At 56.7% G+C, this 15,685-nt stretch carries 13 protein-coding genes and 1 tRNA gene; 5 read left to right on the top strand and 9 right to left on the bottom strand.

What is annotated here, in order from left to right; genetic code table 11:
• Window positions 1-68: 68 nt before the first annotated feature.
• The 4 genes from yidC to rpmH are packed head-to-tail and all read right to left on the bottom strand — an operon-like array spanning window position 69 to window position 2,659.
• On the bottom strand, window positions 69-1,769 hold the full coding sequence (gene yidC / locus BLV11_RS07665; RefSeq protein ID WP_091812382.1) for a membrane protein insertase YidC: 1,701 nt from the start codon (window positions 1,767-1,769) through the stop codon (window positions 69-71).
• A 4-nt stretch (window positions 1,770-1,773) separates the two neighbouring features.
• Window positions 1,774-2,061 (bottom strand): membrane protein insertion efficiency factor YidD, encoded by a 288-nt coding sequence (gene yidD, locus BLV11_RS07660; protein ID WP_091812381.1) that lies wholly within the window; start codon window positions 2,059-2,061, stop codon window positions 1,774-1,776.
• A 12-nt stretch (window positions 2,062-2,073) separates the two neighbouring features.
• Entirely contained in the window at window positions 2,074-2,505 is a 432-nt protein-coding gene (gene rnpA, locus BLV11_RS07655; protein WP_091812380.1) for a ribonuclease P protein component, read from the bottom strand.
• Between the two features lie 19 nt (window positions 2,506-2,524).
• Complete coding sequence (rpmH, locus tag BLV11_RS07650) at window positions 2,525-2,659, bottom strand: 50S ribosomal protein L34 (RefSeq protein WP_091812379.1); 135 nt, start codon at window positions 2,657-2,659, stop codon at window positions 2,525-2,527.
• Window positions 2,660-3,331: 672 nt separating this feature from the next.
• On the opposite strand from rpmH, the gene dnaA reads away from it, so the two are divergent.
• The 5 genes from dnaA to gyrB all read left to right on the top strand — a co-directional run bounded on the left by dnaA (window position 3,332) and on the right by gyrB (window position 11,149).
• A complete protein-coding gene (gene dnaA / locus BLV11_RS07645) occupies window positions 3,332-4,789 on the top strand; it encodes a chromosomal replication initiator protein DnaA (protein WP_091812378.1) in 1,458 nt (485 codons plus the stop codon).
• Between the two features lie 76 nt (window positions 4,790-4,865).
• Window positions 4,866-5,969, top strand: coding sequence for a DNA polymerase III subunit beta (gene dnaN / locus BLV11_RS07640; RefSeq protein WP_091812377.1), 1,104 nt, complete (start codon window positions 4,866-4,868; stop codon window positions 5,967-5,969).
• Window positions 5,970-6,070: 101 nt separating this feature from the next.
• Window positions 6,071-7,342, top strand: coding sequence for an ABC1 kinase family protein (locus tag BLV11_RS07635; RefSeq protein WP_091812376.1), 1,272 nt, complete (start codon window positions 6,071-6,073; stop codon window positions 7,340-7,342).
• A gap of 240 nt (window positions 7,343-7,582) precedes the next feature.
• Window positions 7,583-8,710 (top strand): DNA replication/repair protein RecF, encoded by a 1,128-nt coding sequence (recF, locus tag BLV11_RS07630; protein ID WP_091812375.1) that lies wholly within the window; start codon window positions 7,583-7,585, stop codon window positions 8,708-8,710.
• Between the two features lie 24 nt (window positions 8,711-8,734).
• On the top strand, window positions 8,735-11,149 hold the full coding sequence (gene gyrB, locus BLV11_RS07625) for a DNA topoisomerase (ATP-hydrolyzing) subunit B (protein ID WP_091812374.1): 2,415 nt from the start codon (window positions 8,735-8,737) through the stop codon (window positions 11,147-11,149).
• A gap of 73 nt (window positions 11,150-11,222) precedes the next feature.
• On the opposite strand, the gene BLV11_RS07620 is transcribed toward gyrB, so the two are convergent.
• From BLV11_RS07620 to glyS, 5 genes are all read right to left on the bottom strand, one after another.
• Window positions 11,223-11,981: a VC0807 family protein gene (locus BLV11_RS07620; protein WP_091812373.1), complete on the bottom strand. Its 759-nt coding sequence runs from the start codon at window positions 11,979-11,981 to the stop codon at window positions 11,223-11,225.
• Window positions 11,982-12,093: 112 nt separating this feature from the next.
• Window positions 12,094-12,639 (bottom strand): hypothetical protein, encoded by a 546-nt coding sequence (locus BLV11_RS07615; protein ID WP_091812372.1) that lies wholly within the window; start codon window positions 12,637-12,639, stop codon window positions 12,094-12,096.
• A 259-nt stretch (window positions 12,640-12,898) separates the two neighbouring features.
• A tRNA-Pro gene (locus tag BLV11_RS07610) sits at window positions 12,899-12,975 on the bottom strand.
• A 59-nt stretch (window positions 12,976-13,034) separates the two neighbouring features.
• Entirely contained in the window at window positions 13,035-13,586 is a 552-nt protein-coding gene (gmhB, locus tag BLV11_RS07605) for a D-glycero-beta-D-manno-heptose 1,7-bisphosphate 7-phosphatase (protein ID WP_091812371.1), read from the bottom strand.
• A gap of 15 nt (window positions 13,587-13,601) precedes the next feature.
• Complete coding sequence (gene glyS / locus BLV11_RS07600; protein ID WP_091812370.1) at window positions 13,602-15,683, bottom strand: glycine--tRNA ligase subunit beta; 2,082 nt, start codon at window positions 15,681-15,683, stop codon at window positions 13,602-13,604.
• Window positions 15,684-15,685 lie beyond the last annotated feature (2 nt).

Genomic DNA, 15,685 nt, shown 5'->3' with positions numbered 1-15,685 from the left:
CGGTTACAGAACCAACAGGGGCCCCAAACGGGGCCCCTGTGGATAACATGTCTGACGTCGTAAAACCGTCAGTGTTTCTTGGTGGCGGCCTGGGCCTCGATCTGACGAGTAATGTACCACTGCTGACTGATCGACAGAATGTTGTTCACCAGCCAGTACAGTACCAGACCCGACGGGAACCACAGGAAGAACACCGTAAAGATGAGCGGCATCATCTTCATGATCTTGGCCTGCATCGGATCAGGTGGCGATGGGTTCAGGCTCATCTGCAGGAACATACTCGCGCCCATCAGAATTGGCAGGATGAAGTACGGGTCCATGACCGACAGATCCTGAATCCACAGCATGAATGGTGCGTGACGCAGCTGCACACTTTCGAAAAGACACCAGTACAGGGAAATGAACACCGGCATCTGGACCAGGATCGGCAGGCAGCCACCCAGCGGGTTGATCTTCTCGCGCTTGTACAAGGCCATCATTTCCTGGGACATGCGCTGGCGATCATCGCCATAGAGCTCTTTGAGTCGGGTCAGCTGCGGCGCAACCGCACGCATCCGCGCCATGGAGCGGTAACTGGTGGCGGAGAGGTGGAAGAAGACCGCCTTCACCAGAACCGTCAACAGAATAATGGCCACCCCCCAGTTACCAACGAGGCTGTGGAACCATTCCAGAATCAGGAACAACGGCAGCGCGATGAAGAACAGGAATCCGAAATCGACGGTACGATCGAGGTTGGGGGCGATCTGCTCCAGACGGTCGATGATCTTTGGACCGACGTAAGCGGTGGCACCGATTTCACCCTGCTCACCTGGGGCAACCACCGTGGCCGGGCTGACAAAACCAATCACATTCAGGCTGCCGCGGGCGGTGCTCTGGAACTGTTGCTGGAGGTCACGCTCCGGCAGCCAGGCAGTCAGGAAGTAGTGCTGCAGGAACGCCATCCAGCCGTTGGTTACAGGCTGATTGATCGGGGTTTCCTGCAGGTCATCAAATGTGAACTTCTCATAGGGATCTTCAGGGGTGCTGACCACGGCACCGAGGAACGCCTGGATACCGAGGCTGTTCTGAGCGGTAGGATCGGGGCTCTGGTCACGGACGATCTTGCCGGAGAAGTTGCCTTCCCAGATGCTGGCAGACTGGTTATCGATGAGGTAACGGACATCGATCTTATAGCTGTCTCGGGCCAGACTGTATCGTTTGGTGATCTTTACACCGCTATCCGCAGTGAATGTCAGGTCGATAACGAGTTCATCCGCACCTTCTTCGAGTTCAAAGCTGCTGGCACTGGCCTGGTAGACCGGCGTGGGGCCATTACGACGGCTGTCATAGCCGTTTTTGCCAATCAGTCCGCTTTCAAGGACATAGGTGCGTCCGCCAGAGTTTTCCAGAAGCTTCAGGGGCTGACCGCTGTTGAGCTTGTCATCGTAGGCAAGCAAGGAGGTTTCCACCAGGTTACCGCCAACACGGTCAATCTTCAGGATCATGACGTCGGTGGTCACGGTAATCAGCTGATCGCTGATCGCTGTGCTGTCGCCCGCTTCGCTCAGGCCCGTGCCGGAGGAGACGGTTTCCGGTGTGGAAAACTCCTCATCGCCGGAGGCATAGGTTCCAGTCCCGGTTGTGTCGGACACCAGCTGCGGGGGTTGACCAGAGGTCTGGTTGGCAGCGGCCAGCTGTTGGGGCTGGTTGTAGTCCTCGTTCCAGGCCAGAACCATCATGTAGCTGACAATGGCAAGGCCGGCGAAAAGTACTAAGCGTTTGATATCCATAAACCTACTGTGTCGTCTGGTTGGCGTGAGTCGCTTCGGTTGAATGGGCAGCGGGCCTGGACTCAGCATGGTGCTGGCAGGTTCCCGGAACTGGATCATAACCGCCTTCGGCCCAAGGGTGACACCTTAACAGCCGTTTTGTTGCCAGAAACAGGCCTTTTAACGGACCGTGGTGTTCAATAGCTTCAATGGCGTAAGTAGAACAGGTGGGGTAATGGCGGCAATGACTCGCCATCAGCGGACTGATCGCATACTGGTAAAAGCGAATGGGCAGGAGCAGCAATTTCCGCATGGACCCGTTCCTTTATCCGTCACCAGGAGATGGCTTGTCAGTCTGGGCGTGGTGGCTCTTGGTTTCTACCGGATCCGGGTGAGCGGGTGCCGGCTGTGCCTTTCGTTTAAGGCGACGCCAAAGATCATCGAGGAAGCTGTGCAGCTTGGGATTCTCGACGCTGGCAAGGCCTTGCCGTCCGAGCACAACAATGTCCAGGGACGGCAGGTCAGTCTGCTGCCTGAAGGTTTCCCGTACCAGGCGTTTGACGCGATTACGCTGTACCGCATGTTTCAGGTTCTTCTTGGAAAACACCAGTCCGATTCTGGCATGTCCGAGATCGTTGGACGTTGCCAGTAACAAAAAGTGACGGTGCGGTACCCGAACCTGAACGTTATCAAAGACCCCGGCGTAATCCCGCGGACGCAGCAGTCGTGCATTCTTGGGAAAGGACAGGGCCTTCATGGCAGCAGTTTAAATCAGATCAGGCGGACAGACGCGCACGACCTTTGGCACGACGACGAGCCAGAATCTTACGACCATTAGCGGTAGCCATACGTGCACGGAAACCGTGGGTGCGCTTACGCTTCAGTACGCTCGGTTGAAACGTTCTTTTCATGGTGATGTTCTCACATTACAGAAATTGGATATTCAGTTGCTGGCTGCAAAATGAACAGCCAAAACAGGAGCGGCATTCTAGTCAATGTGGCGACGTAATTCAATGCTTGTGAGAAAGGAGATTGTAACTTGTCAGTCTGGATCGGTGAGGTTCCGGATCATTCACTGACTAATAAGTTAAATAAGGTTCTTTTGAAATTTTCTTTAAAGATTATTTATTACTGTTATTAGGCACCTCTGTTTCTGTGGAAAGGTCTAAAAAAACTTGATTTATCAGAGGGCTGATTCAATGACAAAGAGGTTGAAGAAGCGTCCTGAGGGCTGTGGGTAACGAACGCAGGAAATGGGGATAAGTCGGGTTTGCGAAAAACATCCGGGTTATCCACGGTTTGTTAGCGGGTCTGGACACAGGGTTCAGACCGGGGTGTCAACAAGGTCCTGTGGGTAACTTAACGAGAAATAATTTCTGTACACAAGCCTGTAGGTAAGTCTGTACATTATTGTTAATAAAAGGAATAAATTTCCACAGGCTGTGAGTTAATCTGGTTTTGCCCTTTCACTGGAGGGCCCTGCGAGGTAGAATCCGGGATTACCTTTTACACGCTCCACCACCCTTGTCAGTTGTCAGTTGTCAGGGGTGGCGGGATTACGTTCAGCATCGGAGGCAGGCGTCGTGCCGCAGACGATTTGGCATCAATGTCTAGAAGTACTCCGGGATGAGTTTCCCGCTCAGCAGTTCAATACCTGGCTGAGGCCGTTACAGTCTGATCATCGCGAAGGGCAGCTCATGCTGTTTGCCCCGAACCGTTTTGTCATGGACTGGGTGAATGAAAAATACCTACGGCGTATAGAGGAAGTACTCAAGGATCTTCAGGGGGGCCAGGCGCCCCGTGTCAATATGAAGGTCGGATCGGCACCCAAGCCCGGTGACGGCAATGCTGCGCCTATAGAGGTGGTCAGAAAGGCAACCCCCCGACGGCAGACGGTCAATGAGGAGTCGGTGACGGTTACCGATGAAGAACGTGGTGTTGCAGCGACCGTGCCCGAGCCCCAGGTCAGACCCAAGACTGACGACCGCCGCTCGGTGCAGGTGGAAGGGGATATCAAGCATCAGAGCTTCCTGAATGAAGGTTTTACGTTTGAAACCTTCGTTGAGGGTAAATCGAACCAGTTGGCCAGGGCAGCCTCGATGCAGGTGGCGGAAAACCCGGGCGGTGCCTATAACCCTCTGTTTCTTTATGGCGGGGTTGGTCTGGGCAAAACGCACCTGATGCACGCCATTGGTAATGAAATCGTTCGTCGTAACCCGGGGGCTAAGGTGGCCTACCTGCGTTCGGAACGCTTTGTTGCCGATATGGTCAAAGCTCTGCAGCTCAACGCGATTAACGAATTCAAGCGGTACTACCGGTCGGTGGATGCGCTGCTCATTGATGATATTCAGTTCTTTGCCCGCAAAGAGCGCTCTCAGGAGGAGTTCTTCCATACCTTCAACGCACTGCTCGAAGGGGGCCAGCAGGTCATCGTGACCTGTGACCGCTTCCCGAAAGAAATTGTGGATATGGAAGAGCGTCTGAAATCCCGTTTCGGTTGGGGTCTCACGGTTATGGTTGAGCCGCCGGAGCTCGAAACGCGGGTGGCGATTCTTATGAAGAAGGCTGAGCAGGCCAACGTTCGCCTCAGCAGTGAAGCTGCCTTCTTTATTGCCCAGAAAATCCGTTCCAACGTACGTGAACTGGAAGGTGCGTTGCGACTGGTCATTGCCAATGCCCACTTCACCGGATCCGAGATTACGCCTCCCTTTATAAGGGAAAGCCTCAAGGACCTGCTGGCCCTTCATGAAAAGCAGGTGAGTATCGACAACATCCAACGCACGGTCGCGGAGTACTACAAGATCAAGGTCGCTGACCTGTTGTCGAAACGCCGGACCCGTGCGGTTACCCGACCCCGGCAGGTTGCGATGTCTTTGTCGAAGGAACTGACCAATCATTCCTTGCCGGAAATTGGCGACGCCTTTGGCGGCCGAGACCACACGACGGTGTTGCACGCCTGCAAGAAAATTATCGAGTTGCAGGAAACCGACCCCAACATCCGTGAGGACTACCAGAATTTCATGCGGCTGTTGACGACTTGATCCTCGATAGCCGGATACTGTGAGTACCTGTTTGACCCAACGCTAATTTCAACCACTGACAACAAAGCCGAGTGCCATGAGACTGACGATCAGCCGCGAGTCCCTGCTTACGCCCCTGCTCTCTATTGCCGGGGTGGTGGAAAAGAAACAGACCATGCCGGTGCTGTCCAACGTTCTGTTGGAGGCCGATGGCAATACCCTGACCCTGACGGGTACCAATATGGAAGTGGAGCTGGTCGGTCGGGTCGCCCCGGTGCATATCGATCAGCCCGGGCGCATTACCGTACCGGCCCGCAAGCTGGCGGATATCTGCCGTGCGCTGGGCGACGAATCGCCCATTGAACTGGCGCTGGAAGGCGATCGCCTGCACCTGCGCAGCGGCGCCAGCCATTTCACGCTGTCGACACTGCCCGCAGAGCACTTCCCCAACGTTGAAGACGAGCCCGAGAGCTTCCGCCTTGAGTTGCCCCAGAACGAGCTTGGGCGGATGCTGGACGCGACAGCCTTTGCCATGGCTCAGCAGGACGTGCGTTATTACCTCAATGGTTTGCTGTTGGAAGTGGACCAGGATCATGTCCGCACCGTCGCTACTGACGGCCATCGTCTGGCCATGGCACACGAAAACATGGCCACAGGTTGCCCGGAACTGCGCCAGGTCATCGTACCCCGCAAGGGCGTGCTCGAACTGGCCCGTCTGCTCGACGATGTTGAAACCCCGGTGACCCTGGTTATCGGCGACAATCACCTGCGCGCAACGATCGGTTCGTACACGTTTACCTCCAAGCTGATCGAAGGCAAGTTCCCGGACTACAACCGGGTTATTCCCCGTGGGGGCGACAAGATCGTGCTTGCGGACCGTGCCACGCTCAAGAGCACGCTGCAGCGGGCTGGTATTCTGTCCCACGAAAATATCCGCGGTGTGCGGCTAAACCTGTCGTCCAACCAGTTGCAGGTGTTCGCCAATAACCCGGATCAGGAACAGGCCGAAGATGCGTTGGCGGTCGAGTACCAGGGCGAATCACTGCAGATTGGCTTTAATGTAGGCTACCTGGTAGATGTGCTCAACGTGCTGGACGAGGAGCTGGTCAAGATAACGCTGGCCAACCCCAACAGCAGTGCCTTGCTCGAAGCACAGAATGACAACCGTAGCCTGTACGTGGTCATGCCCATGCGCCTTTGATGCCGGGCGCCATGGACGGCTCTCACCGTGTGGGCTGAAGGCGGTAATACCTGCGTCAGCCCCGCGTCATCGAGGACACTATGTTTAAAAGGAAGGCTCTCATGACAGCTGTGACGAATACTTTCAAGGGCGCGTTGCGTATTGGCCAGACCCTGTCGGTTCTTGGCCGCACCGGCGTCAACTGGCTGCGGGGTGAACGTCCCCCTGCCCCCCGTCTGCTGCGACAGACCTTCGAATCACTCGGCGCGACTTACATCAAGCTGGGACAGTTTATTGCCAGCTCCCCTACGTTTTTCCCCAAGGCGTACGTGGAAGAATTTCAGTACTGTCTGGATCAGACACCGGTCCTGCCGTTTTCAGTCATTCGCCGGATTATTGCCGAAGAGCTAGATCAGCCGATCGATCAGGTGTTCGCCGAGATTGAGCCCGTAGCGTTGGCATCGGCTTCGATTGCCCAGGTACACGCTGCACGTCTGCTTACCGGTGAAGAAGTGGTGATCAAGGTGCAGAAGCCCGGTGTGGAAAACATTCTGCTCACGGATCTCAACTTCCTCTATCTGTCTGCCCGGGTTCTGGAAACGCTGGCGCCGAAACTGTCGTGGACCTCGCTGTCCGGTATCGTTGAGGAAATTCAGCGAACCATGATGGAAGAGTGTGATTTCATCAAGGAAGCGAATAACCTCAAGGTGTTCCGCGAGTTTCTCCATAACACCCACAATGAAGATGCGACGGTGCCGCGGGTGTACGAACATTGCAGTACCCGCCGGATCCTCACCATGGAGCGGTTTTACGGGGTTCCGCTCACTGACCTCGACAGCATCCGTGGTTATGCCCGTGATCCTGAGCGTACCCTGATTACTGCGATGAACACCTGGTTTGCCAGTCTGACCCAGTGCGAGTTCTTCCACGCGGATGTGCACGCCGGTAATCTGATGGTACTTAAGGACGGTCGTATCGGGTTTATCGATTTCGGGATTGTCGGTCGAATTCGGCCGGACACCTGGCAAGCGGTGTCGGACTTTATTTCGGCGGTGATGGTGGGCAACTTTGAAGGGGTTGCCGATGCCATGATCCGGATCGGTATCACCCATGAAACCGTTGTTGTCGCGAATCTGGCAAATGACCTGCGTAAACTTTATCAGCAGATGGACCGTATGGTCCCTGACGAAGTCCCCTATCAGGCGGATCAGGCTGAGGACGACGTTAACAATATCCTTATGGATATGGTGAAGATTGGCGAAAGTCATGGCCTTCATTTCCCGCGTGAGTTTGCCCTGTTGCTGAAGCAGTTCCTCTATTTCGATCGCTACGTGCATATCCTGGCGCCCGAAATGGATGTGTTCATGGACGAACGCCTCAACATGCTGCACTGATCCGGCGGATCTCAGCAATTAGCGCACGCGAGTGCCTGCAACACGATGACGGCCAGCGGAGACATCCGCTGGCCGTTTTTTTTGCCCCGTCTGTTGGTGATCAGCGGTTTGTTCTTTGTCTCGCCATACGGCGCCCATCGCCTTGCTGCCCTGGCTTTTGTACACTAGGGCAGCCCGCGTGCTTTTGCGGGTAATCGTATCCCGCTCCCGGTTTCTTTCATTTCCCTTACCCAGGACTTTATGGCTCTGCTCAAACTCCAGACTGATCAGTTCCGCAATCTGTCGGCTGACCCGGTGACGTTCTCGCCTTCGTTTAATTTGCTGTATGGCGAGAATGGCAGCGGTAAGAGCAGCGTGCTGGAAGCCATTGGCTATCTCGGTCTTGGGCGTTCGTTCCGGATCAGCCGGCATCAGGCCGTGTGTCGTCACGGCCAAAACCGGTTCACCGTGTTTGGCGTGGTGCAACCGGTCGTTGACGGTCCTGCGCCCGAGCATAGTCATGCAGGTGATCATCACCGCCTTGGCTTCGCTCGCAACATTCAGGACAAAGAGACCTTGCTTCGGGTCGATGGTGAGACCGTTCGTGGTTTGTCGGCGTTGGCCCGACTGTTACCGGTGTCGGTGATTGACCCCGGTGTGTTTGAGATCGTAGCGGGTGGACCAGGCCAGCGACGTCAGTTTCTCGATTGGTCAGTGTTCCACGTGGAACCTTCATTTGCGTCGCTCTGGCAGCAGTGTCAAAGAGTGACATCACAGCGGAATCAAACGCTGAGAAATGGTAGACTAGACGAGCATTTACTCCGTGTCTGGGACGGCCAGTTTGCGTTGTTGGCGGAGCGGATTACGGAGGCAAGGCAGTCAGTGGTAGCCCTGTTCCAGCAGGCCTTTCAATCCCTGCTGGATGAGATCGAGACCCCCTGGGTCGACGGGCTCAAGATGGACTTTTACCCCGGCTGGGACCGCAAGCTGTCCCTGCTGGAGGTGCTGGCCAGTCATCGGGATCAGGAAGTGCGGATGGGGCACACCCTCTACGGGCCCAATCGCGCGGATCTCAGGCTTCGGTATCAGGGCCGGCCGGTGGCTGAGACCTTTTCCCGCGGACAGCAAAAGACTCTGGTGATCCTGATGAAGATTGCCCAGGGGATGGTGTTAGCCAACCTGGGCAAGCAGGTCACTTTTCTGCTCGATGACATCAACGCGGAACTGGATGCTGAGCACCGCGCCATGCTGGCGCAGAAACTTTATGAGCTGCGATGTCAGGTGTTTGTAACCTCCATCGAGCGGCCCCAGCCAGAACTGTTATGGCGGGACACCATACCCGACTTCCGGATGTTCCACGTGGAACATGGTCGGTTGTCGGAAGAATAAGACCCGCGCTTTAGGGAGCGTCTAATGAGTGAATCGAATTACAACTCCTCCAGTATCAAGGTCCTGAAAGGACTGGATGCGGTCCGTAAGCGGCCGGGAATGTACATCGGTGACACCGATGACGGAACCGGTTTGCACCATATGGTCTTCGAGATCGTGGACAACTCCATCGATGAAGCGCTGGCCGGTTATTGCTCGGAAATTGGTGTGGTGATCCATCCGGACGAGTCTGTGACGGTGCGGGACAACGGCCGTGGCATTCCTGTGGATCTGCATGAAGAGGAAGGGGTTTCCGCGGCTGAGGTCATTATGACCGTACTGCACGCTGGCGGTAAGTTCGATGACAACACCTACAAGGTCTCCGGTGGCCTGCACGGGGTTGGGGTGTCGGTGGTTAACGCCCTGTCCTCGAACCTCAAGCTGACCATTCGCCGTAACAACAAGGTGCATGAGCAGACCTACACCCACGGTGTGCCGGATGCACCGCTAAGCGTGGTGGGGGATACCGATCGTAGCGGTACCGAGGTTCACTTCATTCCTTCCCCGGAAACCTTCACTAACATCAAGTTTCATTACGACATGCTGGCCAAGCGCTTGCGTGAGCTGGCCTTCCTTAATTCCGGCGTGCGTATTCGCCTGCAGGATGAACGCAGTGGCAAGGAAGAAGTCTTTGAGTATGAAGGCGGGTTGAAGGCCTTTGTTGAGCACCTCAATACCAATAAGACCCCGATCAACCGGGTCTTCCACTTCTGCCGTGAGCGGGAGGATGGGATTTCGGTCGAGGTGTCGATGCAGTGGAACGACGGTTTCCAGGAAAATCTCTACTGTTTCACCAACAACATTCCCCAGAGGGATGGTGGCACGCACCTGGCCGGGTTCCGCTCTGCCCTCACCCGCTCTCTGAATACCTACATCGAGCATGAAGGCCTGGGCAAGAAGTCCAAGGTGTCCACCTCCGGGGATGACGCCCGAGAGGGGCTGACGGCAATTATCAGCGTCAAGGTGCCGGACCCGAAGTTCTCGTCGCAGACCAAGGACAAACTGGTGTCGTCGGAAGTGAAAACAGCCGTCGAACAGGAGATGTACCAGTCGTTTGCAGACTTCCTGCAGGAGCAGCCGAACGAAGCCAAACTCATCGTCAACAAGATGATTGAAGCTGCCCGGGCCCGGGAAGCCGCCCGAAAGGCGCGGGACATGACCCGCCGTAAAGGTGCTCTGGACATTGCCGGGTTGCCCGGAAAACTGGCGGACTGCCAGGAAAAGGACCCCGCCCTGTCTGAACTGTTTATTGTGGAGGGTGATTCTGCGGGTGGCAGTGCCAAGCAGGGTCGGGAACGTCGTACTCAGGCGATTCTTCCCCTGAAGGGTAAGATCCTCAACGTTGAGAAAGCACGTTTTGACAAGATGCTCTCTTCGGCCGAAGTCGGTACCCTGATCACGGCGCTGGGCTGTGGCATTGGCCGGGAGGAGTTCAACCCGGACAAGCTGCGCTATCACTCCATCATCATCATGACCGATGCTGACGTCGACGGATCCCACATCCGCACGCTGCTGCTGACGTTCCTGTTCCGCCAGATGCGCGAAATCATCGAGCGGGGTCACGTGTTCATTGCAATGCCACCGCTGTACAAGGTCAAGCGAGGCAAGCAGGAACAGTATCTGAAAGATGAGAAGGCCAAGGAAGCCTACCTGACTCAGACGGCCCTCGAAGGTGCTCAGTTGTTCGTCAATCCGGAGGCGCCTGCCATCAAGGACTCGGCATTGGAATCCATGGTTAAGGACTACCAGGCTGTGATGGCGATGATTGATCGTCTGTCCCGGGCTTACCCGGCGAAAGTGCTCGAACAGATGCTGCAGGCAGCAACCCTCACTGTTGAGGACTTGAAGGATGAAGCTGCGGTTACCCGTTGGGTAGAGGTTCTGGGCGAAGGCCTGAGTCTGGATGCCCGTACCGGCACCAAATTCACCTTCTCGGTCACCAAGGATAATGAGCGGAACCTGTTCCTTCCCAAGGTGGTGGTCTACGTTCACGGCATTCCCCATGACCATGTGTTTGGTCACGAGTTCTTCGAATCGGCCTCCTACGCAGCGATCGCCCGTATGGGCGAGACCCTGACCGGTCTGATTGAGGACGGGGCCTTTATCCAGCGTGGTGAGCGCAAGCAGGCGGTATTGTCCTTTGAGGGCGCACTGGCCTGGCTGATGAAGGAAGCCCAGCGCGGTCTCAATATCCAGCGCTATAAGGGACTGGGTGAAATGAACCCGGAACAACTGTGGGAAACCACAATGGATCCGGAAACCCGCCGCATGATGAAGGTCACTATCGAGGACGCCATTGCGGCAGACCAGATCTTCACCACCCTGATGGGTGATGATGTTGAACCCCGCCGGGCGTTTATTCAGACCAATGCCCTGGAAGTGACCAACCTGGACGTATAGGTCAGGGCTTCCCCTACCCGTTGGCATAAAAAAAGCGACCCATTCGGGTCGCTTTTTTTATGCTGCCTCAGCTTTATTTTGACGAGGGCTGGTCACCGTTGCTCTGGTCATGGTGCTGGTGCAGATGGGGCGACATCACTTCTTCCAGGGTGTAGCCGGTAAGGCGACGGATGGTTCGCCACAGGTAATAGAAGATGCCAATCATCATGATCATCGACGGAATCGCGATCATCGGGTAGCTCACCAGTGTCATCTGGCCCAGTTCTTCATTGAACGCCTGAGTGCCCGCAGGGCTGGTGACGATCCATTTCGCCAGAATGTAGTTCATAGCCGACGAGAAGAAGAACGTACCACTGAACAGGTAGCTGGCGTTGAGCAGCCGTTGCTCGAACTCTGCGACCGCCTGATGTTCCACAAGGGCTTGCTGAATCTTGTCCACATCGAGCACGGATGGGTTGTAGAGCAGTGTACGTACCAGCGGGTAAGACGTGCGGGTCGACACCAACACCGCCAGACCTATCAACAGTGGGACAGCGGCTTCTTTGATTGCCAGCCATTGGGGACCCAGTTCCATCAGTCCGATGCCGCCGGTGAGACCGACACTGATCACGCCAAGTACCGCAATAAAGTTGTACTTGCGGTAGCGGATCAGTTCAAACAGCCCCCAGCCAAGGGGGAATGCCAGACCGATAACGAGAGCCCAGGTATTACCAAGGTATTCATCACCGCTGAGCTTCATCAGAATCAGCGACGGGATGACGATGCTGACCAGCAGATCAACCCAGGGACGGGGTTTATGGGTGGGTCGTGATGTTTGCGACGCTTGGTTCATATAACGGCCTGTAGCAAGTCAGTCTGTACCCTGCCGGCCGGTGCCGGAGATGGGCTCGGATCAGTATACGATGGACGCTGCAGCCACCGAAATGGATATGCAGCCATTAGGATCAGTTTGTGCCGGTCATCGAGTTGGATCGGGCTTCTCCTCCAATGAAGAGGAAATTCGTATAACGGCGCCCGGGACCTCCGGTCTGTAGAGTGGTCTGTACCGAAACCACGGCATGGGTCTCCGGGGAGCGAAAGCGGGAGGCGTAACCATCGGTCTCGCCATTACGTTCACGCCAGTCGCCTTCTTCCTGCCAGGGCGAACCGAGACAGCCGCGTACTGCGGCAAGGGAGCGCTCGTGGCGTTGTCGGGCAGTCTCAAGATCGCGATTGCTGGCTGAACACAGATAGGCTGAGTCACCCTGACCCCAGTTCCAGATCTGACAATGCCCCTCTACCAGCTCGACCTTGGCGTCATACACCGTGCTTAACGGCATCTGGGTGCCCTTGCCGCGGAAACCTGCAAAGCCATTGTCATAGTCGTCGATCAGCTGCTGGAGGCTGCCGCACACGTCGTCCGTGCCGCGGGTCAGTTGTTGCATATGACTGCACCCAGTGACAATCAGGAGGCTGACGGCAATGGTGGAAAATGGCCGAACAAAGCGCATGATGAATTCCTTATCAAGTCTGCTGTGGACATTGGAAACGTTGAAGTTAATCGAAACAGATGGCTAGTCTAACGTGCTTTGGAAGGCTTGTGGGAACTGTTGTAAGCAGCGGGGCTTGCAGAGGCAACGGTGCCGAAAGACAGCTTTGCGTCAGTATAAGAAAAAGCTCACTGGGACAATAAATAAGGAACTGAACGGATGACTGAATGAGAACGAATAAAACGGATACGAGAATTGGAGACTAACTGAGCGGGGAGATTGGTCGGCGTGAGAGGATTCGAACCTCCGACCCCTTCGTCCCGAACGAAGTGCGCTACCAGGCTGCGCCACACGCCGAATCAAGGCAGGTATTATACGGAATCGGACGACGAATTCCAGTAGCCAGGAGCGGAAAATTAGCGGGATTTGCCGGCCAGCAGATGATCCACCACGGCGGCCAGGTTATCGAAGACCTGAACGCCTTCCAGAGGGCGCTCAAGCAGGTGTTGCTCGGTCTCAAGGCCATTGCCGGTCCGTACCAGATAAGTGTCGCAACCAACGGCGAGCCCGGCTTCCAGATCCTTGCGGCTATCCCCCACCATGACTGCGCCGGTCAGCGAGCCAAGACCGTAATGCTCACGGATCTGTCCGAACAGTCCGGTTGCAGGCTTGCGACACTGGCAGTGTTCATCGGGATGGTGAGGACAGTAAGCGATGAAATCGACGGTGCCACCGTGGGCTTTCAGCAACTGTCGCAGTTTGTCGTGCATCGCCTCGAGGGTATCGAGATCATAATAGCCACGGGCAATACCGGACTGGTTGGTGGCAATGGCAATCCGGAAACCGGCGCCACAAAGCTGGCCAATGGCTTCCAGACTACCGGGAAGGGGGTGCCATTGAGCCGGCGAGCAGATATAACTGCCGTCGTACTCATTGATAACCCCATCCCGGTCGAGGATGACCAGCATCACGTCGCTTGCCGGTTAGCTGGCGGTAGGCAGCAGCGAAATGTCCGCGACCCGCAGGAACAGGTTACGCAGACGGTTCAGCAGTGCCAGTCGGTTGTTGCGGATGGCCTCGTCGTCGGCCATGACCATGACCTGATCGAAGAAGTTATCCACAGGCTCACGCAGGCTGGCGAGGGAACTGAGGGCAGACCCGTAATCCCCCTGCTCGAACAGCGGCACCACCTTGTCTGCCTGGCCGGCAACCTGCTCAGCGAGCGCCTTTTCCGCGGCATCCTGCAGCAGCGCGGAATCTACGGCTTCACCGATGCTGTCACCTCCCTGTTTGGTGAGAATGTTGGAGACCCGCTTGTTGGCAGCGGCGAGCGCCTGGGCCTCTGGCATCTGGCGGAAGGCTTCCACCGCCTTGACCCGGCGATCGAAATCGAGGGGACGGGTCGGGCGGCGAGCATGCACGGCAAGATAGACTTCGGCGCCAATGCCCTGCTCGTCATAGTGGGCCCGGAAACGCTCCAGCATGTAATCGACAACGGTGGTGGCGGTGTCCTGCTCACTGAGGTTGTCGAAGTTGGCGGCGGCCCATTCACAGCAGGTCTGCAAATCCAGCGGCAGTTCGCGCTCGATGATGATTCGCAATACCCCCAGTGACGCCCGGCGCAGACCGAACGGATCGCGGGTACCGGAAGGCGGCTGCTTGATTCCGAACAGCCCGACCAGGGAGTCGAGGCGGTCGGCAATAGCGACAGCGCAGCCCGTCAGGGTGGTGGGCAGATCATCGCCGGCGAAACGGGGCATGTACTGCTCGTTCAGCGCGCTGGCGACATCCGCGGGCTCACCGTCGTTGGCGGCGTAGTACTGACCCATGATGCCCTGAAGGTCGGTGAATTCGAGCACCATCTCAGTGACAAGGTCTGTTTTGGCCAGCATTGCAGCGCGTTCCGCCAGCGCCGGATCACTGCCGATCGCTGCGGCAATCTTGCTGGCGAGGGCGGCAACCCGGACCGATTTGTCGTAGATACTGCCGAGCTTTTCCTGGAACACAATCGGCTTGAGCCGTTCAATACGGTCTTCCAGGCGTGCTTTACGGTCGGTGTCGTAGAAGAAGGCAGCGTCCGACAGGCGCGGACGGATAACCTTTTCGTTCCCGGCAATAACCTGGGCCGGATCGCGGCTTTCCAGGTTGGCAACGGTAATGAACAGCGGCAGCATCTGACCAGTGCCGTCCACCACGTGGAAGTACTTCTGGTGCTCCTTCATGGAGGAGATCAGGGCCTCCGCGGGAACATCAAGGAAACGATCCTCGAATCGGCCCAGCAGCGGCACGGGCCACTCGTTCAGTGCGGTGACTTCGTCCAGCAGGTCGTCGTCGATCACGGCCTGGCCGTTGCCTTCACTCAGGGCGATCGCGGTGACGCCGGCGCGAATGACGTCGCGGCGCTCTTCAAAGTTGGCAATGACATGGCCTTCTTCCCGCAGTACCACTTCGTAATCCGCTGGCGTCGGAACGATCAGTTCCATCGGGCAGTGGAAGCGGTGACCACGGGTCTGGTTACCGGCCTTGAGGCCCATGACCGTATCATCAATGACCTTGTTGCCGAACAGCAGTACCAGCCAGTGAACCGGGCGGACAAATTCGGTGCGATAGGCGCCCCAGCGCATCCGCTTGGGAATCGGCAGGGCCGCGAGGGACTGCTCGATCAGCTGCGGCAGCAGTTCGATGGTCGGCTTGCCCTGCTCCACCGTGCGGTACACCAGCCAGGCACCCTTGTCGGTTTCCAGGGTGTCGAGCTGGTCCGGAGTTACCCCCAACGACGTCGCGAAGCCGGTCAGTGCCCGGGTCGGGTTACCGCCGTCGTCGAAGGCGGCCTTGACGGCAGGGCCGCGCTTTTCGACTGATTTGTCCGGCTGGGCATCGGCGAGATCACGAATGCGCACGGCCAGACGACGGGGAGCGGCGAACGCTTCTACCGCACCGTGTTGAATGCCTGCGTCCGCCAGACCCTTGGTGATGCCCTGGGTAAACGCATTGGAAAGGGTTTTCAGTGCCTTTGGCGGCAGCTCTTCGGTACCCAGTTCGACCAGAAAATCCTGTGTAGCCATGA

The sequence above is a fragment of the Marinobacter mobilis genome (genome assembly GCF_900106945.1).
Classification (GTDB): domain Bacteria; phylum Pseudomonadota; class Gammaproteobacteria; order Pseudomonadales; family Oleiphilaceae; genus Marinobacter; species Marinobacter mobilis.
This window is presented reverse-complemented; position numbering and strand designations above follow the sequence as displayed.